Raw genomic sequence first — 22,512 nt, 5'->3', positions numbered from 1 at the left:
CTGCTTCGCCGCGGCGCCGGCCCGGCTCGCCGGGGGGCCTCGCCCGGCGGGGGAAACCCGCACCGGTGCCGCAGAGGATCTTGCGGAGGACCCCGCCGTCAGCGGTCGGCGCCGGTGCCTGTGATCCGGATGTGGTCGATGCCCTCGTCCAGGAAGGCGGCCAGCTCCCGGGCCTCGGCGTGGACGGCTTCCTGCTCCGGGGCGGTCAGGGGCCGCAGCGGAGTGATGTCGAGTCGCCCGTCCCGTGCGGTCCAGGTGGCGGCCACCCGTCCGTCGACGAGGACGGCGCGCTGCCCGGCGACCGACAGGCCGAGGTGGGCGTCGTCGATGATGCGGCCGCGGTCGTGGTAGCCGAGGATCGCGTTGTCGAACGCGGGCAGGAACCGGACGGGGGCGGGGATGTCGGGATGCGGGCGCGGCGCGTCGGGCAGGTCCAGGAGCTCGCGGCCGCGTTCGTCGCGGAAGGCGATCAGTTCCCCGCGGACGGCCTTGACGGCGGCGGGCAGTCCGGCCAGGCCGCACCAGGCGCGCAGATCGGCGGTCGCGGCGGGCCCGTGGGCGGCGAGGTAGCGCCGCACCAGATGCTGCCCGACCGGGTCGGTCCCGTCGTCCGGGGGGAGCGGGTCGATGTCGCGGCCGAGCCAGGCGGCCAGGGGCAGGTTGCGGACCCCGGCCCTGGTGCGCCACAGGCCGCGGGGCGGGAGCTGGGCCATCGGGACCAGGGCCGCGACGAGCAGCTCGCCCAGGGCGCGGCGCGGGGAAGTGGACCAGCGGTCCTCCAGCGCCCGGACGAGTTCGGCCATGGTGCGGGGCCGTCCGTCGGCCATCACCGCCCGGCCGGCCGCGGTGAGCTCGTCCATGTCGAAGCCCGCCAGTTCGCGACGGTAGGTGGCCAGCACCCGCTGGCGCAGCATCGCGTCGTGGCGGGCCCGCCAGGCCAGCGCGTCGTCGGCGGTGACGAGGTGGACGGTGCGGCGCATCAGGTGCGTGCGCACGACCTCGCGCCCGGTCAGTGCGTCGTCCAGTTCCCGCGGCCGGAAGGCGCGCAGCCTCGACCACAGGCCGGTGAAGGGTTCCTGTGGCTCCTGGGCCTGCATGCCGCACAGGTGCGCCACGGCCTCCCGGACGGGGACGTCCGCGCGGTCGAGCAGCAACTGACGGGCCAGGGTGGCGCGGTTGAGGGCGCGCGTGCCGAGCACGGTCATGACGGCGTTCTCCTCTCGGGCCGCCGCGCGACCGCGGCGGCCCGGTGCCGGTCGGCGGGTCAGCCGTTGTACGGGGCGGCGACGTCCAGGACCCAGGTCACGCCGAACCGGTCGGTGAGCATGCCGTACAGCGGCGCCCACTGCGCGGGCTCCAGCGGCCGTACGACCGTCGAGTCCCCGGCGGCGAGCTTGTGCCACAGGGCGCTGATCTCGTCGGTGTCGTCACCGCGCACGGAGACGAAGAACGGGTTCTCGCCCTGGTTCCAGGGCAGGTGCGAGGGCACGTCGTAGGCCATGACGTGGAAGCCGTTGTCCGCGGTCACCTCACCCCACATCACCCAGTCCGCCTCGTTCTCGTCCTGCACGGCGCCGGCGTCCTTGTACGTGACGGCGACGGCGCGTCCGCCGAAGACGGACCGGTAGAAGTCCAGCGCCTCACGCGCGGCGCCCCGGAAGTTCAGGTGGGTGGTGGTCGTGACGGACATGGTCCGCTCCTTGCCTTCGAATCGGTGAACGAGTGCCGCTGTGCCGGACGAGCCCACGGCGCGGCGAACCGTGTTCCAGGAGTGGTGCCTGCCTGGTGACCCGCGGACCACCCTTCCACCGGCAGAGGACAGGAAGTGTCCTCTGCCGCGCCACAATGAACGACATGCGGAAGACATCCTCGCGACTGCTCGCGCTGCTCGCGCTGCTCCAGACACGCCGCCAGTGGTCCGGCGAGGAAGTGGCCGAACGGCTCGGCGTCACCCCGCGCACGGTGCGCCGCGACATCGACCGCCTGCGCGAACTCGGTTACCCGATCACCTCCCTCAAGGGGACCGGCGGGGGATACCGCCTCGACGCCGGCGCACACCTGCCCCCGCTGCTGTTCGACGACGACCAGGCAGTGGCCCTGGCCGTCGCCCTGCAGACCGCGGCCGCCGGTACGGCGGTCGCCGAGGACGCCGCGCGCGCCCTGTCGACCATCCGCCAGGTCATGCCGCCCCGCCTGCGCCACCGCATGGACCTGCTGCGCGTCACAGCCACCCGGCCGGCCGGCGGAAGCCCCGACGGGGCACGGCTCGACACCCGGGTCCTCACGGAGCTGAGCAGGGTCGTCCACACCCGCGAGGAACTCCGCTTCGACTACGACCGGGACAGGGGGACCCCGGACGGACGGCCCCGCCGGGCGCAACCGCACCACCTGGTCACCTGGCACGGCCGCTGGTACCTGATCGCCTGGGACCTCGACCGCGAGGACTGGCGGACCTTCCGCGCGGACCGGGTCCGCCCCCGTACACCCACCGGCCCCCGGTTCGCCCCGCGTCCCCTTCCCGGAGGCGATGCCTCCGCCTTCCTCGCCGGCCGCTTCCGCGGCAACGAGGGCACCACCACCGACTGGCCCTGCCGGGGTGAGGTCGTCCTCGGCATCCCGGCCGCCGAAGTCGTGCCCTTCGCCCGGGACGGAATCGTCGAGGAACTCGGCCCCGGCCGCTGCCGGCTCACCCTCGGCTCCTGGTCATGGGCCGGTCTGGCCGCCACGATCGGCCGCTTCGACACCGACATCGAAGTCGTCGGACCCCCTCAGCTGGCCGCCGCGTTCGCGGATCTCGCGGCCCGCTGTGCCAAGGCCGCACGCCTCGACGCCCCGTCCGCGAGGAAGGACCCCGGTTCCGGGCCCTGACGGCCACCGCGGGCGGGGCGACCGGCCACGGCCCCCGGTCACACGTACCCGGCGGACCGCCGCGCGGCGCCGCGGGAGGGATGAGGCGGGGGGAGCCCGGCACGGTGGCGGGCGGTCAATCGCCGGGCGCCGACAGGTGGGCGCGCTCCCCCTGCGGACCGAACAGGGTCAGCAGCTCCGCGGGCCTGCTGTCGGCGCTGCCGATCCAGTGCGGCAGACGGGTGTCGAACTCCGCGGCCTCCCCGGGACCGAGCCGGAACTCCCGCTCGCCGAGCACGAACCGGACCTGCCCGTCGAGGACGTAGAACCACTCGTACCCCTCGTGGGTCTGCAGGTTCATGGTGGGCGCCCGGCCGGCGGGCGGATGGACCACCTTGTACGCCTGGACACCCCCGGCCCGCCTGGTCAGCGGCACCAGGACCAGCCCGGAACGCCGCACCGGCCGCAGATGGATGCGCGGGTCGCCGGTCGGCGGCGCCTGGACCAGATCATCGAGCGGGACGCCGTGCGCCCGGGCCAGCGGCAGCAACTGCTCCAGCGTGGGGCGGAGCCTCCCGTTCTCGAGCCGGGACAGCGTGCTCGGTGTGAGGCCGGTCTCGGCGGCCAGGGCCTTCAGCGTCGTGCCCCGCGCCTGCCGCAGGGCGCGCAACCGCGGCCCGACTCCTGCCAGGACGTCCTCTCCGGTTCTGCTCATCCACCCATGATGCGGATCCGCAACTTTTCTTGCAAGAGCGGAACGGCGCTGGTGATGCTGTCCGCGGAGGTGACCCCCCATGGTCATAAGAGCAGCAACAGTTCGGAGAAACGGAACAACCGCCGTCCGCGGGGCCGGAGCACGGTGGAGGCGAGGCGCGGGGACGGCCGTGGCGGCACTCCTCCTGACCTCCGCGTGTGCGACGGCCGGCGGACAGACACCGGGCGAGGCACCACGCCGGCCGGCGGCCGGGGCCGCGACCCCGGCAGCTCCCGCCTTCGACTCGGCCACCCGCGGCGACACCGAGTTCAACCGCCTGTTCCGCCACGAGTTCGCCGATGTCGACGGCGTGCGCATGCACTACGTCACCGGCGGGACCGGCGAGCCGCTCGTCCTGCTGCACGGCTGGCCGCAGTCCTGGTACGAGTGGCGCGGGATCATGCCGGAACTCGCCGAGCGGTACACGGTGTACGCGCTGGACCTGCCGGGGCTCGGCGACAGCAGGGGAGCGCCGTCCGGCTACGACAAGGCCACCCTCGCCCGTTACGTGCACGGCCTGGTCGCCGGCGAGCTGGGCCTGCGCGAGATCAACCTCGTCGGGCACGACCTCGGCGCCGGCGTCGGTTTCCAGTACGCCGCGCAGTACCCGGACGAGGTCGTCAAGTACGCCCACCTGGACTACCCCCTGCCGGGCCCCGGACTCAGCGCCGCCCGGTACCGGTCGCTGAGCTGGCACATGGCCTTCCACGACCAGGACGGATTCCCGGAGACGCTCGTGGACGACGACGTGCGCGAGTACCTCGCGCTGTTCTTCCCGTACGTCGCCCACGGGGGAACGGCCTTCGGCGGGCCCGGCGCGAAGTCCCCGTTCACGGACGAGCAGATCGACGAGTTCGCCCGCACCTACCGCCGGCCGCAGGTCCTGACCGGCGGGTTCGAGCTGTACCGGACGCTGGAGGAGGACGAGCGCGACAACACCGCCGCCGCGCCGATCGGCATGCCGGTGATGCTCATGACCGCCGAAGGCACGCTCACCTCCACCCGGTCCACGGCCGAACCCCTCATGTCCCGCATCACACGGGCCGTCGAGGTGCCCGGAGCGGGCCACTGGCTGCCCGAGGAGAACCCGCGGTTCGTCACCGGCGAACTGCTGAGGTTCTTCGGCGGCCGGACAGCACGGTGACGGCGGGGCCGCGCACCGCGGCCCCGCCGGCCGGCGAACGACACCCATGAAGGAGCCACCCCGGATGAACACCACCCGAGACGACCACCCACACGCCGGCCCCGCGGACGAGGAGGCCGAGCTGTTCTGGGAGAAGCACCACGCCACCCGGCCCGGCCGGAGCGAGCGCGTGAACCCGCTGCTCGCCGAGACCGCCGAACCACTGCGCCCCGGCGCCGCCCTGGACCTGGGCTGCGGCGCGGGCGGCGACGCCCTCTGGCTCGCCCGGCACGGCTGGCAGGTCACCGCCGTGGACCTGTCCGCGACCGCCGTCGAACGGGTACGCGAGCGGGCCCGTGAACTCGGCCTCGGGGACCGCGTCACCGCCGAACGGCACGACCTGGCCCACAGCTTCCCGGGCGGGGAGTTCGACCTCGTCTCCGCGCAGTACCTCCACACCCCGTTCCCGCTGCCCCGCGCCCGGATACTGCGCACCGCCGCACGGGCCCTGCGGCCCGGCGGCCTGCTGCTGGTCGTCGACCACGGCTCCACCGCGCCCTGGTCCTGGAACCAGGACCCCGCCCCACACCGCCCCACCCCCGCCGAGATCGCCGCCGGACTGGACCTCGACCCCGGGCAGTGGCCGGTCCTGCGCGCGGACACGCCCCGGCGCCGGGCCACCGGACCCGCCGGTGAGACCGCCACCGTCACCGACAACGTCCTCGTTCTCCGGCGGACCGGCGGATGAGCGCGCGACCGCACCGGGCGCCCCGCACCACAAGGGACACGGCGCCGCCCGCCCCCACGCGGGACACCGGACCTCCGCGCACCGGCGCCGACGAGAAGGCCACCCTCCTCGGCTTCCTCGACCACCTGCGCAACGCGGTCGCGGACAAGGCCGCGGGAGTGCCGGAACCGCAGGTCCGCACCGGCGGGGTGCCCTCGGGAACCAGCCTCCTGGGTCTGGTCAAGCACCTGGCGGCCGTCGAGCGGTTCTACTTCCTGGGAGAGGAGGCCGGGGACTGGGGCCGGACCATGAGGCCGTCCCCCCAGGAGACGGCCGACGAGGTGCTCGCCGACTACCGGGAGGCCGTCAGGCGGGCGAACCGGGTCATCGAGGCCTGCACGGACCTGACCCGGCCCGCGCCCCGGCCCCCGCGCCGCGGGCCGGCGCCGTCGATGCGGTGGGTCCTGGTGCACATGATCGAGGAGACCGGTCGGCACGCGGGCCACGCCGACATCCTCCGCGAGCGGATCGACGGCTCCACCGGACGCTGACCGCGCGCGGCGGTGTCCGCCCTCCTGGTGACCGCCGCCCCACCGCGCCCGCTGCCGCCCGTTCGTGGGGAACAGGGCACACGGGACGGGGGGCGGGGCCGGGATGCCGGGCATCCTGGAGGAACGGGGTGCTCCGCGGGAGCCGGGGAGGAGCGCACCGGGCCGGCCGGAAGGGTGTGCGTGTGGTGAGGAGTGCCCTGCGGTTCCGGGGGTGGATCGCCGCTGCCGGGACCTCGTCCGGGACGAGGGTGGTACTGGGGTACTGGCCGGATTCGCCGTTCGGTCCGTTCGGTGACGTGATGCTGGAGCGGGCCGGCGGGCAGCGGCTGCTGCTGGCCCCGGACGAGCGGATCGCGGACTTCGTCGCCGCCGTCTACCGCTTCGACCGGGTGCGGATCGTTCCGGTGGCGGTGGACGCGGCCGGACCGGTGTGGCACGTCGAGGCCGGACCGCTGGACCTCCGCCTCACCGTCGGACGGCGCGGCGGGCTCGGGTGGCTGCTGCGGTGCGTGCCCGCTCCGCTCGCCGCCCGGCCCGCCTGGGCCGCGCTGACCGACCTCCCCGCCCGGCTGCTGCCCGGGGTGCGGACCCGGGGCAGCGCGGGCGGTGGGTACTGGGAGTGGTACGGGGCCCTGGACCTGCTGCCGATCACCTCGGTCACGGCGTCCTTCGAGGGCCGGGACCTGGGTACGCTCGCGCCGGTCGACCCGCCGGTGCGGTTCGGGTTCGGCTCCGCCCCCCGTTCCCCCGCCCTGGTGCGGGTGATCACCACGGTGGACACACCGAGAGGGCGACACGGACGGTGAGGCCGGCCGGCCCCGTACCGGGCGGTGCCCCGCCGCACGGCCGCGCGGGCCGGCGCCGGGCACGACCGGCGCGACAGCGGGGCGCCGGCCTCGGCAGGCAGCCGCCGACAGGCCGGCGCCTCGGTCTGAGCGGCCCGCAGCGCGGTGAACGAGGGGGCGTCCGGGGCACCGACGGCCGGCCGGCCCGGGCACACCCGCATCGGCGCGGTCGGCGGTATCGGGCAGGCAGCAGTGACGGGCAGGGCAGGCAGGCCGCCAGCAGAAGTGGGCCCTGTCGGCTGGAGCCTGCCGTACCACTGACGCGGACGGCCAGGCAGGATGACCCCCATGCCCACAGTGCCGGAGCCGACCGAGACCTCCCTCGCCCGGAAGCCGAGAGCGCGAGCCCGCACCTTCCGGCCCGCACCCGTCGGCCCGGACGTCCGCCACCGCGGTCAGTTCCCCTGCGCCGGCGGTGAACTCGCCGACGGCGGGCCGTCAGACTCGTGCGGCCGAGCCACAGCGGCTCCGCCGGCGCCCGGGGCTTCGCCCTCCACCTCACCGCCCCGGCATCCGAGTCCGGGTCCACCATCGTGGATCCCGACCACGACGACAGGAGCACGCCCGTGGCAGACGCGATGTCCTTCCTGCTCGAACGCCTGCACGCGGCCGGCCTGACCGACATCGTCGCGGCCGAGCCGGCCACTGGGGGTCTCGCCGCGACCGCGGGGCTCGCGCGCCGCGGTGACGGCACGTCGGTGTTCGTCAAGGCGTTCGGCGAGCCGCCGTCGGACGACGCCTTCGCCGCGGAAGCCGAAGGGCTCACCGTGCTGCGCGAGGCGGGCGGCGTCGCCACGCCCGAGATCATCCTCGCGGACCGCGACCTGCTCGTGTTGTCCGTGCTGCGGCCCCGGCCGGGCAGCGGGGCCTTCTGGGAGCAGTTCGCGCATGCGCTCGCCCACCTGCACACCACCACGCGGCACCCCCGGTTCGGGTGGCACCGGGACAACTGGCTGGGACGCCGCCGGCAGGTCAACACCTGGGATGACGACGGGTTCGAGTTCTTCGCCCGGCACCGTCTGCTGCGCTGGCTCGGCGAGCGCCGCGTCCGGGAGGCGCTCGACGCCGCGGACCGGGCGGCCCTGGAGCGGCTGTGCCACCGGCTGCCCGAACTGCTGCCGGTCAGGCCCGCGTGCCTGACGCACGGCGACCTCTGGGCGCTGAACGTCATGGCCACCACCGACGGGCGGCCCGCACTGATCGACCCGGCCGTGTCGTACACGTGGGCCGAGGTCGACCTGGCCCACCTGTGGACGACGGCGCCGCCGCCCGAGGCGCACGTGTTCTTCGAGCTGTACGCCGAGCTGACCGGGCTGGACCGCGACTGGCGCGAACGCATGCCGATTCTCCAGCTGCGCCAGCACCTGGCCGTGATCGCCCAGTTCGACCCCGACTGGGGTGCCGCCGAGCTCGTGCGCGCCACGCTCGCCCCGTTCCGGCAGCGGTCCTGAGCCCGGCTGAGCCGACGCCGGACACGACACCGGCTCCGGAGCCGGCCCCCGGAGGGCTTACGGGGGCGACCATTGGGGGACGCCATCCGGACTCGCCTCCCGGCGCCCGGCGACCCGAAGGGAACATGCCTCCGTGCCTGCCTACGACAACCCTGTGATCAGCGGCTTCCACCCCGATCCGAGCGTGTGCCGGGTCGGTGACGACTACTACCTGGTGTGCTCCAGCTTCGAGTACTTCCCCGGGCTGCCGATCTTCCACAGCAAGGACCTCGTGCACTGGGAGCAGATCGGCAACGTGCTCGACCGGCCCGGGCAACTGCCGCTGCCGCTGCCCGGCGCCAAGGCGTCCGGCGGCCTGTACGCCCCCACGATCCGCCACCACGACGGCCGTTTCTGGGTCGTCAACACCAATATCGACGGCGGCGGCAACTTCGTCGTCTCGGCCGAGCGGCCCGAGGGGCCGTGGAGCGACCCGGTGTGGATCGACCTGCACGGGATCGACCCCGATCTGGCGTGGGAGGAGGACGGCACCTGCTGGTGCGCCTTCTCCGGGCCCGAAGGCGGCATCAACATGGCCAGGATCGACCCGGTCGGGGGCGAGGTGCTGGAGGGGCCGTTCGCCACCTGGTCGGGCAGCGGCCTGAAGTACCCCGAGGCGCCGCACCTCTACCGCATCGGCGACTGGTGGTACCTGCTGATCGCGGAAGGCGGCACCGAACGCGGCCACAGCGTGTCCATCGCCCGCGGCCGCTCCCCGCGCGGCCCCTGGGAGGGCGCACCCGCCAACCCCCTGCTGTCCCACAGCGGTACCCCCCGCCCCGTCCAGAACACCGGCCACGCCGACCTGGTGCAGGCTCCCGACGGCAGCTGGTGGATGGTGCTGCTCGGCGTCCGCCCCCGCGGCTTCACCCCCGACGTGCACGTGCTCGGCCGCGAGACGTTCCTGACCCCCGTGGAGTGGGACGAGGACGGCTGGCCGGTCGTCGCGCCCGTTCCCGAGAGCCACCCGGCCCCGGGCGGCGCCTGGCATCCCGTTCCGGCCCCGCCCGCCCGCGACGACTTCGACGAGCCCGCTCTCGCGCCGCACTGGGTCTCGCCGTTCGCCCGCCCGGAGGGCTCCTGGTCGCTCACCGAACGCCCCGGCCGGCTGGTCCTGAACGCCACCGGTCCCACCCTCGACCGCCCCGGGTACACCTTCGTCGGCCGCCGCCAGCAGCACCACGACTGCCGCGTCACCGCCGCGATCGACCCGGGTACGGGACGCGGCGGCCTGTGCGTGCGCCTGGACGAGGCCCACCACTACGAACTGGAGGTCGACAACGGACAGGCCCGCGTCGTCGCCCGGATCGGCCCGCTGCGCCAGACCGTGGCCGCCCGGCCGGTCCCGCCCGGACCGCTGACCCTCACCGTGGCGATCCGGACGTCCGACCTGGTGCCCGCGTCGCCCGAACTCACCGACGGCGGGACCACGGGCCCCGACACCGTCGCCTTCTGGCTCGGCGATCCCGGCGCCCCGGACGCCCGGCCGCTCGCCGAACTGGACGGGCGCTACCTGTCCACCGAGGTCGCCTGCGGCTTCACCGGCCGCGTGATCGGCATGTACGCCACCGAGGGCACGGTCGCCTTCGACTGGTTCGAGTACACCCCGGCCCCGGCGCCCTCCGTGTGAGGCCCGCCGCGCGGCCGCGTGCGGCACCCGCGTCCGTGCGGGTGCCGCGCGCGGCGTGCCGCGCGACCGCGCCCCGGGAGGCGCCGGCGGCGGCGAGCACCTCCGCGGCACCGCCCGCACCACCGCCCCGGCCGGGGACGTCCTCGCCCGCCCGCACCACCTCGAAGCCCTCGTCCGCGACCGGCCCGACCGGCTGCGGTACGCGTACCCGGCGTCCTGGACAGGGCCCCCGCCGGTTAATCTTGTCCCCATGCCCCCCCGACCCGTCGGATCGCGCCCCACCCTGTCCCTGGTGGCCAAAACCGCCGGTACGAGCGTGCCCACCGTCTCCAAGGTGCTGCGAGGCGGAACCGACGTCTCGGCCGAGACGCGCGCGAGGGTCATGGAAGCCGTGCGAGCCGTCGGCTACACCCGCCGGGCCGGGGCCAAGAGCGACGGCGTGCGGGACGAGAGCGGCTTGTCCAACGTGCTCGACCTCGTGGTCACCCACTTCGAGGGGTCGTGGGCGAACCTGCTGATAGCAGGGGTCGGGCGAGAGGCGGCAGCAGCGGGACTCGATGTCGTGCTGACGCTCGCCGAGCCGCACAGCGACTGGGTGTCGAGGGTCCTGAGGAGGCGTACCGTCGGCACGATCGGGACGCTGATCGATCCCACCTCGCGGCAGTTCAACGCGCTCTCCGCCGCGGGCGTCCCCGTGGTGCTGATCGACCCGATGAGCACACCGCCATCAGGGGTGGCGAGCATCGGCGTGGCGAACTGGGACGGCGGCCGCATGGCCGCCGAGCACCTCCTGTCCCTCGGCCACGTGCGGATGGGGGTCGTCGCCGGCCATGCCCGCCATCTGTTCAGCCGGGCGCGCGTCGACGGTTTCCGCGCGGCGGCCGACACGGCGACCGCGGGCAGCGCCACGGTGTCCGTGGTCTACGGCGGATGGAACCGCGCCAAGGCGACGACCGCCACCCATGCCCTGCTCGACAGCGACCCGGGGGTCACGGGGATCTTCGCCTGCTCGGACCCCATGGCGCTCGGCATCTACGACGCACTGGAGGCCCGGGGTCTGCGGATCCCCGAGGACGTCAGTGTCATCGGCTTCGACGACCTGCCCGAGGCGCAGTACATCACCCCCGGGCTGACGACCGTCAGACAGCCCAGCACCGAGCTGGGTGCCGCGGCGGTCAAGCTCCTGATCGAGCTCTCCCGGGGCGAGGACGGCGGCGCCCGGTCCCCCGTCCGCATGGAGCTGGCCACCGAGCTGGTCGTCCGGGCCTCCACCGGGTCCGCCCCGGCAGCCGCGGCACCACGCCGTTGACGGGTCGGCGGGGCCGGCCGCGCTCCGGCCCCGTGCAGAACCAGCGGGACGATCCCAGGCCGTGTTCCGTCGCGCGGCGTACGGCTCACCTCGCGGCGCTCGGCAGGCGGGCCGGCTCCTGACCGGGCTCCGTGCCGCCGCTCACCGGAGGGCGACCGCCGTCCACGACGTCGGCGGCAGCTCGATGGTGAGCAGGCCGTCGGCCAGTGCCGCGCTCGCGTTCGCGGCCGGGGTCACCCGGTGCTGCTTGGCGAGCGTGTTCCTCGCGTACACGTCGGGGTCGGCGAGCGTGACCGCCTCGGTGACGCGCGACGAGCCGAGGCCGCGCACGTCGATGGTGACCTGCGCGGCCTCCTCCAGGCCGCGGTTGACGAGGAAGACCGCGGCCCGGTCCTCGTCGGCGGTCGCGACGGCGTCGACCACGGACGCCTCGCCGTGGCGCGCCGTTTCGTACGTCGGCGTCCTGATCACGGGGCGGATCACCTCGCCGGAGGCGAGCCGGCTCGTGATCGAGAAGGGGTAGAAGGTCGTCTGCCGCCAGGCCGGGCCGCCGGGCTCGGTCATGATCGGAGCGATCACGTTGACGAGCTGCGCGAGCGATGCCGAGGTGACGCGGTCGCTGCGCTTGAGGAGCGTCATCAGCAGGCTGCCGACGACGACGGCGTCCGCCACCGTGTACTTGTCCTCGAGCTGCCGAGGGGCGTGGCGCCACTCGTCGCAGATCTCCTCGGACTCCTGGTGCTCCTCGAGGTACCAGACGTTCCACTCGTCGAAGGAGACGTTGATCTTCTTGTTGGAGCGTTTCTTGTGCCCCACGTGGTCGGCGGTCGCCACGACGGTGTCGATGAAGTAGTCCATGTCGATCGCCGAGGCGAGGAAGGAGCCGAGGTCGCCGTCGTGCTCCTGGTAGTACGCGTGGCACGAGACGTAGTCGACATGGTCGTAGCAGTGCTCGAGCACCGTGCGCTCCCAGTCGCCGAACGTCGGCATGTTGGACCCGGAGGAGCCGCAGACGACGAGTTCGAGGTCCTTGTCGGCCCTCTTCATCGCGGCGGCGGTGCGGGCGGCGATCTTGCCGTAGTCGTCCGCCGTCATGAACCCGGTCTGCCAGGGCCCGTCCATCTCGTTGCCCAGGCACCACATGCGCACGTTGTGCGGGTCCGGCGTGCCGTTGGCGATGCGCAGGTCCGACAGCGCCGTGCCGGACGGGTGGTTGGCGTACTCGAGCAGGTCCAGGGCGGGCAGGATGCCCCGTGTGGCGACGTTGACCGCCAGCATCAGCTCGGAGCCGGTGAGCTTGAGCCACCTGGCGAACTCGTCGAGGCCGACCTGGTTCGACTCGAGCGAGTGCCAGGCGAGGTCGCGGCGCACCGGGCGTTTCTCGCGCGGGCCGACCGAGTCCTCCCAGCGGTACCCGGAGACGAAGTTGCCGCCCGGGTAGCGGATGGTCGTGCTGCCGAGCTCCCTGACGAGTTCGACGACGTCCATGCGGAACCCCTCGTCGTTCGCGCTCGGGTGTCCCGGCTCGTAGAGCCCGGTGTACACGCAGCGGCCGAGGTGCTCGACGAACGAGCCGAAGGTGCGGCGCCGGACAGGGGCGATGACGGCCTGCCTGTCGAGCTCGATATGGGCGCGGGGCAATGCGACGGTCCTTTCCGAGTGATGACACGGGGCAAGCCGCGGGCTGGGCGATGCCGTCGATCAGCGGCCCGCCCCCGCCGGGGCGTGGCAGGGGCAGGCGAGGGGGTCCGGTTCGGATCCCGGTGCCGGTCTCAGCCCTTCACGGCGCCGGTGAGACCGCCGACGATGCGCTTCTCGAAGACCGAGAAGAAGATCAGCGCGGGCAGCATGGCGAGTGAGGTGAAGGCGAGGACCTTCGCGGTGTCCGTGGAGTACTGCGAGGAGAACACCTGGACGCCGAGGGGCAGGGTGTAGTTCGCCTGCGAGTTGAGGACGTACAGGGGAAGGATGTAGTTGTTCCAACTGCCGATGAACCCGAGGATGCCGACGGTGACCACACCGGGCAGCGACAGCGGGACCACCATGCGGAAGAAGAAGCCGAGCCGGCTCATGCCGTCGATCGCGGCCGCCTCCTCGATCTCGTTCGGAATGGCTCGCAGGAACGGCACCAGGATGATGACGGTCACCGGCAGGCCGAAGGCGATCTGCGGGATGATCACGCCGAGCAGGTTGTCGACGAGGCCGAGGTCCTTGATGACGAGGTACAGCGGAGTGATCGCGACGACCAGCGGGAACATCAGGCCCGCGGCGAACAGGGAGTACATCGCCCCCTTGAGCCTGAAGTCGTAGCGTGCGATCACGAAGCTCACCATCAGGCCGAGGACGACGGTGCCGGCGGTGCTCGCGATCGCGACGATGAGGGAGTTGGCGAACTCGCCCCAGAACACCGTCGACTTCAGGATGTCGATGTAGTTGCCGACCACCCAGGGGCTCGGCAGGGCGGCCGGGTCCGTGGTGATCTGCGCGTTGGTGCGGAACCCGCCGATCACGATGTAGAGCACCGGCGCGACGCAGACGCCGACGAAGAGCAGCGCGACGAAGTAGGTGACGGGGCTTCCCCACTTCTCCGGCTTGCCGCGGTTGCCGCGACGGCCGGCGGGTGCCTTCGGCTCCGTCGCGGAGGACGTCCGGGAGGGGACGGTCGTCGCGCTCATCACACGGTCCCTTCTGTGACGGCGCCCTTGAGGTCGCGGCGCAGGACGAAGCGCTGGTAGATCAGCGCGACGACGAGCGAGATGATGAACATCACGACCGCGACGGCGCTGCCGTAGCCGTAGTTGCCCGCGTTGCGGCCCTGGGCGAGCATGTAGATCGCCATGGTCGAGGTGCCCGCGGTGCCCGAGACGTACTGGCCCCAGATGATGTAGACGAGGTCGAACAACTGCAGCGAGCCGATGATCGACAGGAACGCCCAGATGCGGATCGTCGGCCCCAGCAGCGGCAGCGTGATGCGGCGCTGGATCTGCCAGTAGGAGGCGCCGTCGATCTGCGCGGCCTCGAAGATCTCGTCGGGGATCGACTGCAGGCCGGCGAGCATCAGGATCACCGCGAAGCCGATGTACTTCCAGGAGATGATGGCCATCAGCGTCCAGATGGCCAGGTCCGGGTCGGCGATCCAGTCGGCCTCCAGGGAGCCCAGGCCGATCTGGTGCAGCAGGCCGTTGACGGCTCCGTTGCTCTGGAGCATCAGGCCCCAGCCGGTGCCCACGATGACCTCGGAGATGATGTAGGGCACGAAGATCAGGACGCGGATGACCGAGCGGCCGCGGATCCGCTGGTTGAGCAGGAGCGCCAGGACGATCGCCAGCGGGCCCTGGATGACCAGCGAGAGCACCAGGATCAGGCCGTTGTGCCCCAGGACGTCGTGGAACGCGGGGTCGGTGAGGATCAGTTTGTAGTTGTTCAGGCCGACCCAGTCGGTGGGCGCCCCGTAGCCCTGCCACCGGTAGAAGCCGTAGTACGCGGCGAGCACGACCGGGAAGATCACGAACGCCAGGAACATGATGATCGCCGGTGCGGACAGGGCCGCGATCTCGAGTCGCATCCTGGCACGGCCTCGGCGCTGCGCAGCCGCTCGCGGCGGAGCCGGGGACGCGGACCTGGCCGCGTCCCCGGCTCGAGGCGTGCCCTGCGTCTGGCGGCCGTCGGCCGTGTCAGTACCCAGGGTGTTGCTCATGTCTGCTTACTCAGCCCTTCTCGGCGGCAGCTTCGACATCCTTGACGATGTCGGCGGCGGAGCCCTTGCCGGCCATCAGGTTCACCACGGCGATGTTCATGGCGTTGCCGACGTTCTGGCCGTACACGGTGTCGAGGAACTGCATCGAGTAGGCGGCCTTGTTGAAGGCCTCCAGTGCCGAGATGTTGTAGGACTCGGTGACCACGCCCTGGGCGTCCTTGTTCACCGGGATCGTGTCGAAGGCCTCGGCGTAGGCCTCCTGCTGCTCCTTGGTCACGACGAACTGGAGGAAGCCGAGCGCCTCCTCCGGCGCGTTCTTGGACAGCGAGTACCCGCCGGCGCCGCCCATGATGGCGGTCGGGTCGCCCTTTCCGCCGGGCACGGCGGGGAAGGGGAACCAGCCCAGGTCGGGGAGCGGCTTCTTGTCCGGGGTCAGGTCGGCGATCACACCGGGGTTCCAGTTGCCCATGAGCTCCATGGCCGCCTTGTGGTTCGCGAGCAGGCCCGCCGACGACCCGGCGCCCTGCTGCGACGATGACGTCAGGAAACCCTTCTGGAAGGGGTCGGTCTCCAGGAGCGAGGCCAGGTCCTCGCCGGCTTTGGTCCAGCACGCGTCGTCGAAGGCGAGCGACTTGGCGGCCTCCTGCATGGCCTCCTGGCTGCACTCGCGCAGGGCGAAGTTGTAGTACCAGTGCGCGGCCGGCCAGGCGTCCTTGGCGCCGACCGCGATCGGTGCGACGCCGATCGCCTTCAGCTTCGCGACGGCGTCCTTGAGCTCGTCCATCGTCGTCGGCGGCGCGGTGATGCCGGCCTTCTCGAACAGGTCCTTGCTGTAGTAGATGCCCTCGGGCTGCGTGTCGAGCGGCATCGCGTAGACCTTGCCGTCGATCGAGACGCCCTCGAGAGCCGCCGTGCCCACGTTCGCCCTGTCGGTGTCGGTCAGGTCCAGCGCCTGGATCTGGCCGGCGTTGACCATGGCCTGCATCTTGCCGCCACCGCGCTGCAGGAAGATGTCGGGCGCGGAGTCGGAGTTGAGCGCGTTCTGCAGCTTGCCGTCGAGGTCCTCGTTCTGGACCGACTGGATCTTGATCGTGACGTCCGGGTGCTGCGCGTGGTACTCCTTCGCGGCCTGCTTCCAGTACTCCGCACCGCGCCCCTCCATCGCGTTCGTCCAGAGGGTCAGCGTGGCCTGGCCGTCGGACGAACCGCCGCCGCCGTCACCGCCGCCGGCGCAGCCGGTGGCGGCGAGTGCGACGCACAAGCCGATCGCGGCAGCCGTCACGCTGCGGGCTTTCCTCATCATCGTGGAAACTCCCTGATCTGTTGTCAGTGATCCAACCGCCGTTAGTTTGCGCAAACTAATGAGCTGTCCGCGAAGCGGAAGCTAAGGTGTACAGTCCAAAACGAGCGAGAGACAACCAGGAGTTTTCGCAAGTTGCGCAATCGTTACTGACTCAGCCGCCGTCATACGCGACCACGAACGGGCCCGGCCGACCCAGCCGGACCCCCGGCCTTCCGGGCCTCGATCCGGAAGGCCGGCCCCCTGCCGAACACCTGTGGCGCCCCGCCGGCGGCCGTCGCCGAGCGCCGGCAGGTGGACCGCCCGACACCTTGACGCCGTTTCCACCGGCTCCCTACGGTGCGCAGCACGTCAAGCGAGAGCATGGTCGGCTCCCGCCCGCCCCCGGCGAACCTCACCCCGCGCCGCTCCCGCCTCGCAGCAAAGGAACCTCCACCATGCGGATCGTCGTCCCCCGGCAGCCGACAGCCCAGCTCTCCGACGCCTGGCGCCACTGCGTCGGCACGGGCCGGCTCGACCTCGCGCTGCGGCGCGACTACCAGGAGTCGCTCGACCTCGTCCAGCGGGAGATCGGCTTCCGCCACATCCGGGGACACGGCCTGCTCAGCGACGGGATGGGCGTCCACCGCCCCTACGAGTACGCCGGCGAGCGGCGCGTGCGCCACGCCTTCACCTACGTCGACCAGGTGGTGGACGCCTACCTGGACATGGGCATCGCGCCCTTCCTCGAACTCGGCTTCATGCCGTCCGGACTCGCCTCCGGCGAGGCGACCGTCTTCTGGTGGAAGGGCAACATCACTCCTCCCCGCGACGAGAAGGAGTGGGCGGACCTCGTCCGCGCCGTCATCGGGCACCTGGTCGACCGCTACGGCATCGACCAGGTGCGCCGGTGGCCGATCGAGGTGTGGAACGAGCCCAACCTGGAGATCTTCTGGGCCGCGGACCAGGACGCCTACCACCGCCTCTACGAGGTGACCGCGCTGGCCGTCAAGGAGGTCGACGCAGAACTCCAGGTCGGCGGCCCCTCACTGGCGCCGGGCTACGAGGACGGGTGGATCCGGCGCTTCGCCGATTTCGTCGAGGCCCGCGACCTGCCGATCGACTTCGTGAGCCGCCACGCCTACTCCTCCGGCCCCGAACAGCCCGTACCGTTCGGCACTCACCAGACGCTCATGCCGGCGTCGGCGCTGCTGGAGCAGTTCGGCGCCCCGCGGCGGCAGCTGGCGGACACCGCTCTGGCGGACCTGCCGGTCCACATCACCGAGTTCAACTCCTCGTACCGGCCCGACAACCCGGTCCACGACACCGCGTTCCACGCGGCGTACCTCGCGCCGGTGCTGGTGAACGGGGGCGATGTCGCGGACTCCTTCTCGTACTGGACGTTCAGCGACGTGTTCGAGGAGGTCGGCATCCCCACCGCGCCGTTCCACGGCGGCTTCGGACTGCTGACACACCGCCAGATCAAGAAGCCCACCTACCACCTGTACACGTTCATGGCCGAGATGGGCGAACAGGTGCTCGCCCGGGGCGAGGACCACCTGGTGACGCGGCACGGCGACGGACGCGTCACCGTACTGGCCTGGGCACCGGCCGACCCGACCGGCGGCGAGCCCGTCGACGGCCACACCCTCCGGCTGTCCCTGCCCGTCGGCGCCCCGGACGCGCGGGGCTCCGCCTTCGCGCGCCGCCGCTCCGTGGGCGAGGACGCCGGCAACCCCTGGGCCGCCTGGTGCGAGATGGGGCGTCCTCTCGCGCCCGGCAACCGCCGGCTCGACGCCCTCCGCGAGGCCGCCGAACCCGCCCGCTCGCACCGGAGCGTGCCCGTCACCGGCGGGCGCGCCGACGTGGACCTCGTCCTGGGCCGCCACGAGGTGACGCTGCTGGAGCTCACCCCGGTCGTCGACGAGACGCCACAGTGGTGGAGCGACAACCGGCTGCTCGGCCTGGGTACCTCGGACCCCGAGGACCCCGGCACCTCCGCGGACCGGCCGTGAGCGCCCTCCCCGCCCGCCGGGGCTGCGGTGGCGGGCCGCGCCCCGTCGGTGCGCTGGCTGTTGCGGGGCATGACGTTGTGGACGTTGGAGTCGGCGCGTAAGGGGGCGGGTCCTTCAGCGGCAGAGTTCCTTCGAGGACCGCCGCTCCGGTGGCCGCGAGCGGTGCGGGGGCAGCGGAACCGTTGCGGCGCACCGGATGCCGACCCGGCTCCGTGCCTCGGCCGGGGGTACTCCGGCCGAGGCACGGAGCCGGTCTGTCAGCGCAGGTCGAGCCGCATCAGGACCCGGGGATGGCCGGCCAGCACCGAGGCGGTGTCGGCGGCATGGGTGAATCCGGCACGCTCGAAGTTCTTCCGGAGCCCGGCGTACGCCATCGTCATGTCGACCCTGGCGTCACCGCTGTCGAGGGGATACGCCTCGACCGCCGGTGCACCGTGGGCGCGGGCGAACTCGACCGCACCGGAGATGAGGGCGTGCGAGACCCCCTTCCCGCGGTGGCCGGGGCGTACGCGGACGCACCACAGTGACCAGACCGGCAGGTCGTCGACATGCGGGATCTTACGGCTGCGCGCGAAGGAGGTGTCCGAACGCGGCGCCACGGCGGCCCAGCCGGCCGGCTCGCCGTCGTCGTAGGCGAGCACCCCCGGAGGGGGCTGCCCGCGGCACAGGCCGGCGACGTACTCGCCGCGGGCCAGCCCGCGGAGCTCGTTGTTGAGCTTGGACGGCAGCCGGTAGCTCAGGCACCAGCAGACGTTGGCCCCGGGCGACTTCGGGCCGAGCAGGGCACGGACGTCTTCGAAGACCGAGGCCGGACGAACTTCGATGGTCATGTCGCCACGATGGCACGGGGCGCACGGCGGCACAGCCCAGCTTCCGGGGAACACGACATGCACCGCCGTCCGATACGGCCCGTTCCAGCACGTGGCGGGCGTTGCGGGCGAGGACGTGCGCCGGCAGGGCTGCGAGGCCGGCCCGGGAGCAGCGAGCGTCATGCCGCCACGCCGAGGTCCGCGGCTACCACCGCGACACCCGGGTGGCCTTCCCCGACCAGAACCACGAGATCATCGAGCTGCGCCACAGCGCCGACGCGGTGATCGCCGCGTTCTGGCTCACGGGAACCCACCGGGGACCCCTGGGCCCGGTCCCGCCGACCCAGGGCCGCTGCCGCGTCCGCACGACCGCCTACTTCCCCTTCGACCAGGAGGAAGAACCCGGTCTGCGAGCGGGTCCGCTTCGACCAGCTCACCATGCTCAGGCAACTGGTGACCGCGCCGAACCGGAAGAACCCGGTGACCTGGCTGCGCGCGCTCACGGCACTGTGCGGGGTGGCCGCCCTGTCCGCCGAGCCCGACAAGCGTCTGCTCGCCACCTCGGTGCCCGACGACCTGCGCCGGGCCGGCGGCGGAACCCGGTCACTCCCACGACACGCCCCGGGACCGGTGGACACCCCTGCGGTGACACCACCGCGGCTGCCCCGAGCGGCAGTGGTGTCGCTCCGCCGCTGTACGGTCCCGGCGCCGTTCACACGGTCGCGGCCAGGCCCCGGGAGAGCCGGCGCACCACCGAGCCGGCCGTGTACGGGGCGCCGTCCGGGGCGATGTGCCGCAGGAAGTTTCAGGTCCTGGCCGAGCGTGACCACGGGTGGTTCCACGGCGCCGTGCGGACGTGTGCCGCGGTGGACTCGGGCGGGCAGCGGTAGCCGATGCCGCCGCACTCGGCGCGGAAGAAAGTGCGCAGACAGCCCTTCCCTCCCGGACCGCCGTGCAGGACGACAGGTCCCTCCGGACCCGAACAGGCCTGCCGACCGGACGGCGCTGTCCGGCTTTCGGCGGTGGCGCGAGGGTGACCGGGTGCCATCGGCGTGGCGTGCGGGATGCCGGCGAGCTTGTGAACGCGGTGTTCCCAGGACCGGCCCCGCCGGTCACCGAGGAGACGACCGGCGGGGGGAGTCGGATCCCGGTACGGGCGCACACGCCGCAGGACACGCCCGTCCGGTCTGCGGTGTCCCACCGGCGCGGGTACTGCGCCCGGTCTGTCCCACGCCTACCGCGCCCCCGCCCCTCACCCCTCAGGCGGGGGAGTGGTACCGGGCGGACCGGCCCGGCGGCCGGAAGTGCCGGTAGGACGGGCGTGCCTGAAAGCCGATGTCCAGCTTCGGCCAGGGGCCGTGCCCCAGCGGCAGGTGCGTGGTGAGCGAGGTGACCAGCACGTCGCGGCCGCGGTCGACCCCCTCCTGCAGGGGCCCGAAGTCGGCCGCCAGCTCCAGGTGGACACAGGCCGAGGCGAAGACGTCGCGGCCGCCGTACAGGAAGAGCGTCCGGGCGTGGACGGCCGGACGTATCCGGTCACGTACATCCATGCGGTACCAGTGGTCCTCCCACCGGCACCGCCAGGCGTCCGCGTGGGCCGCGGTGCGCCGCTCGTCGGTGCGCACGGTCAGCGGGGTGCCGCGCGTCAGCCTGCGGCGCAACTGCGGCCAGACGTACGGGCGCAGGCCCGGCGACCGGTGGACGAGGACAAGGCCGACGGGCACACCGGGCGCGACCTGTCTGGGCAGGCTCCGCCTGAGCGGCACGTGCACGACCGTGTGGCGGGAGAACGCGGCGAAGGAGAACAGGGCCGCCAGCCGGGACAGCCCGTCGTGGTCGCCCAGCAGGTAGCCCCACCCCTTCAGGGGATCGCTGAGCGTGGTGTGCCGCAGCGGCGTCCGGGGCTGGACGACGCGGTACTCGTGCGGACCGATGCGCGGCCGGAACTCGTTCAGCCTCAGCCGCATGCGCGACACCGGCCGGCGGGGCGTACGGAATACCTCATGGGCTCGGACTGGTCACGCCGGCGGCCGTCGGCAACCCGATTCCCCCCCGCCGTGCCCGGCGGAGTCACCGACAGGGCGCGGACCCGTGGTTTCCGGTGGGTGCCGCCCGGATGTGAGGCCGGTGGCGGCCGTGCCGAGCCCGGCTGGTGAGGAACTGTCCGCCGGGAGTGCCGCACTCCCCGGTGCGGCGCCCTGCCGCGCGGCTGCCGCCTGCCGAACCCCGTGGGGCTCTCAGACCAGGGCCGCACACACCAGGAGCAGCAGCATCGGCCCTGCTCTCGTATAGCTGCCGCCAGGCGGCGTGTAGCACTGAGTGACTACTTGGGGCTGCGGTTGCGCTGCTGGAGGGCGGCGAAGTCGGCGTGCGCGATCTCGACGGCTTCCGGGTGTGCCTGGACCTTCTCGTGCTCGGCGAGTGCCCGGTAGATGCTGGAGAGGCTGGGGTTTTGGCCCTTCCGGCGGCCTGTGGGGATGATCAGGTCCGGCTGGATGGTCTCGACGGTCTCGCCGTGCGTGCGGCGGCGGAGCACGGTGTGCAGCATGTCATCGGTGATGACCGGTGGCCGGCCGCCATGCTTGCCTTTGCGGGAGGCGGCATCGAGTCCTTCGAGGGTGGCCTCGCGGATGTTCTCGCGCTCGGTCTCGGCCATCGCGGCGAAGACCCCGAACAGCAGGCGGCCGGGTCCGGTGGGGTCGTAGATCCCAGCCAGGGGCCCGGCGAGCATCTCCAGCACCAGGCCGTGGGCGGTGAGGTGGTCGGCGAGGGCGGTCAGCTCTGCGGCATCGCGTCCCAGGCGCTTCATCTCGTACACCGTGAAGATCACCCGGCAGTGCGGGGCGCGCGCCTTGATCTCCCGGGCCGCGGCGAGCGCGGCCTCGAACTGCGGGCGGACACGTACCCGGGTGCTGATCTTCTCGGAGAAGATTTTGTCCCGCGGGATGTTCTTGGCGGCGAGCGCGTCGAGCTGCGACTGGAGTTCCTGGGCGAGGCTGGAGCACCTCGCGTATCCGATGCGGATGTCCGCGGTCGGGGTGTCCGGGTCGATCGGCGCTGGGACGGGGGTGCCGGGCCGCCACGGCTGGCCGGGGCCGCGGTCGGCGGGCGTCGGGACGCGCAGCAGTTTCGCGAGCCGGGATACCTTCGTGAAGCGGCCGGTGTGGTAGGTGCCGGCGACCGCGCCGGAGCGCGAGCGGCAGGGGGAACCTGACGATGCGTGACAGCGCGGGCAGGGGTGCCGCTCGACCTCGTCGGCGTCGGAAGCGTGTGCGGTTTGAGGCTCCGTCATGACCCCGGGTGCTGTCACAAACATTTCCCAGAACGGGCCGCAACGCACTTTTGAGTGAGAACGACTTGTGACAGTGAATCCGGATTCCAGGCCGCTCCCGTGGACCGTTCTTGATCATGCTCCGGGAAAGGCTCGTTTGTGAGA

General features: G+C 72.6%; 20 protein-coding genes. 10 read left to right on the top strand and 10 right to left on the bottom strand.

The window, feature by feature from the left end; genetic code table 11:
- Nucleotides 1-98 precede the first annotated feature (98 nt).
- The gene (locus V1L54_RS11655; RefSeq protein WP_330117864.1) at nucleotides 99-1,205 is read right to left on the bottom strand and encodes a winged helix DNA-binding domain-containing protein; all 1,107 of its coding nucleotides are present in this window, start codon (nucleotides 1,203-1,205) and stop codon (nucleotides 99-101) included.
- Nucleotides 1,206-1,264: 59 nt separating this feature from the next.
- On the bottom strand, nucleotides 1,265-1,690 hold the full coding sequence (locus tag V1L54_RS11650; RefSeq protein ID WP_330117863.1) for a VOC family protein: 426 nt from the start codon (nucleotides 1,688-1,690) through the stop codon (nucleotides 1,265-1,267).
- Between the two features lie 164 nt (nucleotides 1,691-1,854).
- On the opposite strand from V1L54_RS11650, the gene V1L54_RS11645 reads away from it, so the two are divergent.
- Nucleotides 1,855-2,868, top strand: coding sequence for a helix-turn-helix transcriptional regulator (locus V1L54_RS11645; protein WP_330117862.1), 1,014 nt, complete (start codon nucleotides 1,855-1,857; stop codon nucleotides 2,866-2,868).
- Nucleotides 2,869-2,983: 115 nt separating this feature from the next.
- Here the strand turns inward: V1L54_RS11645 and V1L54_RS11640 are convergent, their stop codons facing one another.
- Complete coding sequence (locus V1L54_RS11640; RefSeq protein ID WP_330117861.1) at nucleotides 2,984-3,562, bottom strand: helix-turn-helix domain-containing protein; 579 nt, start codon at nucleotides 3,560-3,562, stop codon at nucleotides 2,984-2,986.
- 169 nt (nucleotides 3,563-3,731) lie between these two features.
- Here V1L54_RS11640 and V1L54_RS11635 point away from each other — a divergent pair, with 169 nt between their 5' ends.
- From V1L54_RS11635 to V1L54_RS11605, 7 genes are all read left to right on the top strand, one after another.
- Nucleotides 3,732-4,745: an alpha/beta fold hydrolase gene (locus V1L54_RS11635; RefSeq protein ID WP_330117860.1), complete on the top strand. Its 1,014-nt coding sequence runs from the start codon at nucleotides 3,732-3,734 to the stop codon at nucleotides 4,743-4,745.
- Nucleotides 4,746-4,809: 64 nt separating this feature from the next.
- A complete protein-coding gene (locus tag V1L54_RS11630) occupies nucleotides 4,810-5,472 on the top strand; it encodes an SAM-dependent methyltransferase (protein WP_330117859.1) in 663 nt (220 codons plus the stop codon).
- On the top strand, nucleotides 5,469-6,002 hold the full coding sequence (locus V1L54_RS11625) for a DinB family protein (protein WP_330117858.1): 534 nt from the start codon (nucleotides 5,469-5,471) through the stop codon (nucleotides 6,000-6,002). The genes V1L54_RS11630 and V1L54_RS11625 overlap by 4 nt, the downstream gene beginning before the upstream one ends.
- Nucleotides 6,003-6,199: 197 nt before the next feature.
- Nucleotides 6,200-6,808, top strand: a complete 609-nt coding sequence (locus tag V1L54_RS11620) for a hypothetical protein (RefSeq protein ID WP_330117979.1) — start codon at nucleotides 6,200-6,202, stop codon at nucleotides 6,806-6,808.
- Between the two features lie 605 nt (nucleotides 6,809-7,413).
- Entirely contained in the window at nucleotides 7,414-8,298 is an 885-nt protein-coding gene (locus V1L54_RS11615) for a fructosamine kinase family protein (protein ID WP_330117857.1), read from the top strand.
- A gap of 133 nt (nucleotides 8,299-8,431) precedes the next feature.
- Entirely contained in the window at nucleotides 8,432-9,967 is a 1,536-nt protein-coding gene (locus tag V1L54_RS11610) for a glycoside hydrolase family 43 protein (RefSeq protein WP_330117856.1), read from the top strand.
- Nucleotides 9,968-10,217: 250 nt separating this feature from the next.
- Nucleotides 10,218-11,276: a LacI family DNA-binding transcriptional regulator gene (locus tag V1L54_RS11605; RefSeq protein ID WP_330117855.1), complete on the top strand. Its 1,059-nt coding sequence runs from the start codon at nucleotides 10,218-10,220 to the stop codon at nucleotides 11,274-11,276.
- A 141-nt stretch (nucleotides 11,277-11,417) separates the two neighbouring features.
- Here the strand turns inward: V1L54_RS11605 and arfA are convergent, their stop codons facing one another.
- The 4 genes from arfA to V1L54_RS11585 all read right to left on the bottom strand — a co-directional run bounded on the left by arfA (nucleotide 11,418) and on the right by V1L54_RS11585 (nucleotide 16,255).
- Complete coding sequence (gene arfA, locus V1L54_RS11600; protein WP_330117854.1) at nucleotides 11,418-12,917, bottom strand: arabinosylfuranosidase ArfA; 1,500 nt, start codon at nucleotides 12,915-12,917, stop codon at nucleotides 11,418-11,420.
- 131 nt (nucleotides 12,918-13,048) lie between these two features.
- Nucleotides 13,049-13,951: a carbohydrate ABC transporter permease gene (locus V1L54_RS11595; protein WP_330117853.1), complete on the bottom strand. Its 903-nt coding sequence runs from the start codon at nucleotides 13,949-13,951 to the stop codon at nucleotides 13,049-13,051.
- Nucleotides 13,951-14,841 carry a carbohydrate ABC transporter permease gene (locus tag V1L54_RS11590; protein WP_330117852.1) on the bottom strand — a complete coding sequence of 297 codons (891 nt, stop codon included), beginning with the start codon at nucleotides 14,839-14,841 and terminating at the stop codon, nucleotides 13,951-13,953. Before V1L54_RS11590 ends, V1L54_RS11595 begins: the two co-directional genes overlap by 1 nt.
- Before the next feature lie 142 nt (nucleotides 14,842-14,983).
- Nucleotides 14,984-16,255: an ABC transporter substrate-binding protein gene (locus V1L54_RS11585; RefSeq protein ID WP_330117851.1), complete on the bottom strand. Its 1,272-nt coding sequence runs from the start codon at nucleotides 16,253-16,255 to the stop codon at nucleotides 14,984-14,986.
- 455 nt (nucleotides 16,256-16,710) lie between these two features.
- Here V1L54_RS11585 and V1L54_RS11580 point away from each other — a divergent pair, with 455 nt between their 5' ends.
- Nucleotides 16,711-18,267, top strand: coding sequence for a GH39 family glycosyl hydrolase (locus V1L54_RS11580; protein WP_330117850.1), 1,557 nt, complete (start codon nucleotides 16,711-16,713; stop codon nucleotides 18,265-18,267).
- 257 nt (nucleotides 18,268-18,524) lie between these two features.
- On the opposite strand, the gene V1L54_RS11575 is transcribed toward V1L54_RS11580, so the two are convergent.
- Nucleotides 18,525-19,097, bottom strand: coding sequence for a GNAT family N-acetyltransferase (locus V1L54_RS11575; protein WP_330117849.1), 573 nt, complete (start codon nucleotides 19,095-19,097; stop codon nucleotides 18,525-18,527).
- Nucleotides 19,098-19,300: 203 nt separating this feature from the next.
- Between V1L54_RS11575 and V1L54_RS29465 the strand changes: the two genes are divergently transcribed.
- Nucleotides 19,301-19,966, top strand: coding sequence for a hypothetical protein (locus V1L54_RS29465; RefSeq protein ID WP_443076590.1), 666 nt, complete (start codon nucleotides 19,301-19,303; stop codon nucleotides 19,964-19,966).
- A 369-nt stretch (nucleotides 19,967-20,335) separates the two neighbouring features.
- On the opposite strand, the gene V1L54_RS11565 is transcribed toward V1L54_RS29465, so the two are convergent.
- Together V1L54_RS11565 and V1L54_RS11560 are read right to left on the bottom strand one after the other, a co-directional pair.
- Nucleotides 20,336-21,043 (bottom strand): hypothetical protein, encoded by a 708-nt coding sequence (locus tag V1L54_RS11565; RefSeq protein WP_330117847.1) that lies wholly within the window; start codon nucleotides 21,041-21,043, stop codon nucleotides 20,336-20,338.
- Nucleotides 21,044-21,399: 356 nt separating this feature from the next.
- Nucleotides 21,400-22,368, bottom strand: a complete 969-nt coding sequence (locus V1L54_RS11560; RefSeq protein WP_330117846.1) for a recombinase family protein — start codon at nucleotides 22,366-22,368, stop codon at nucleotides 21,400-21,402.
- Nucleotides 22,369-22,512: the final 144 nt, after the last annotated feature.

The sequence above is a fragment of the Streptomyces rubellus genome, assembly GCF_036323805.1.
Classification (GTDB): Bacteria; Actinomycetota; Actinomycetes; order Streptomycetales; family Streptomycetaceae; genus Streptomyces.
The sequence above is the reverse complement of the archived record's forward strand: the minus strand, read 5'-3'. Positions and strand labels throughout refer to the sequence as shown.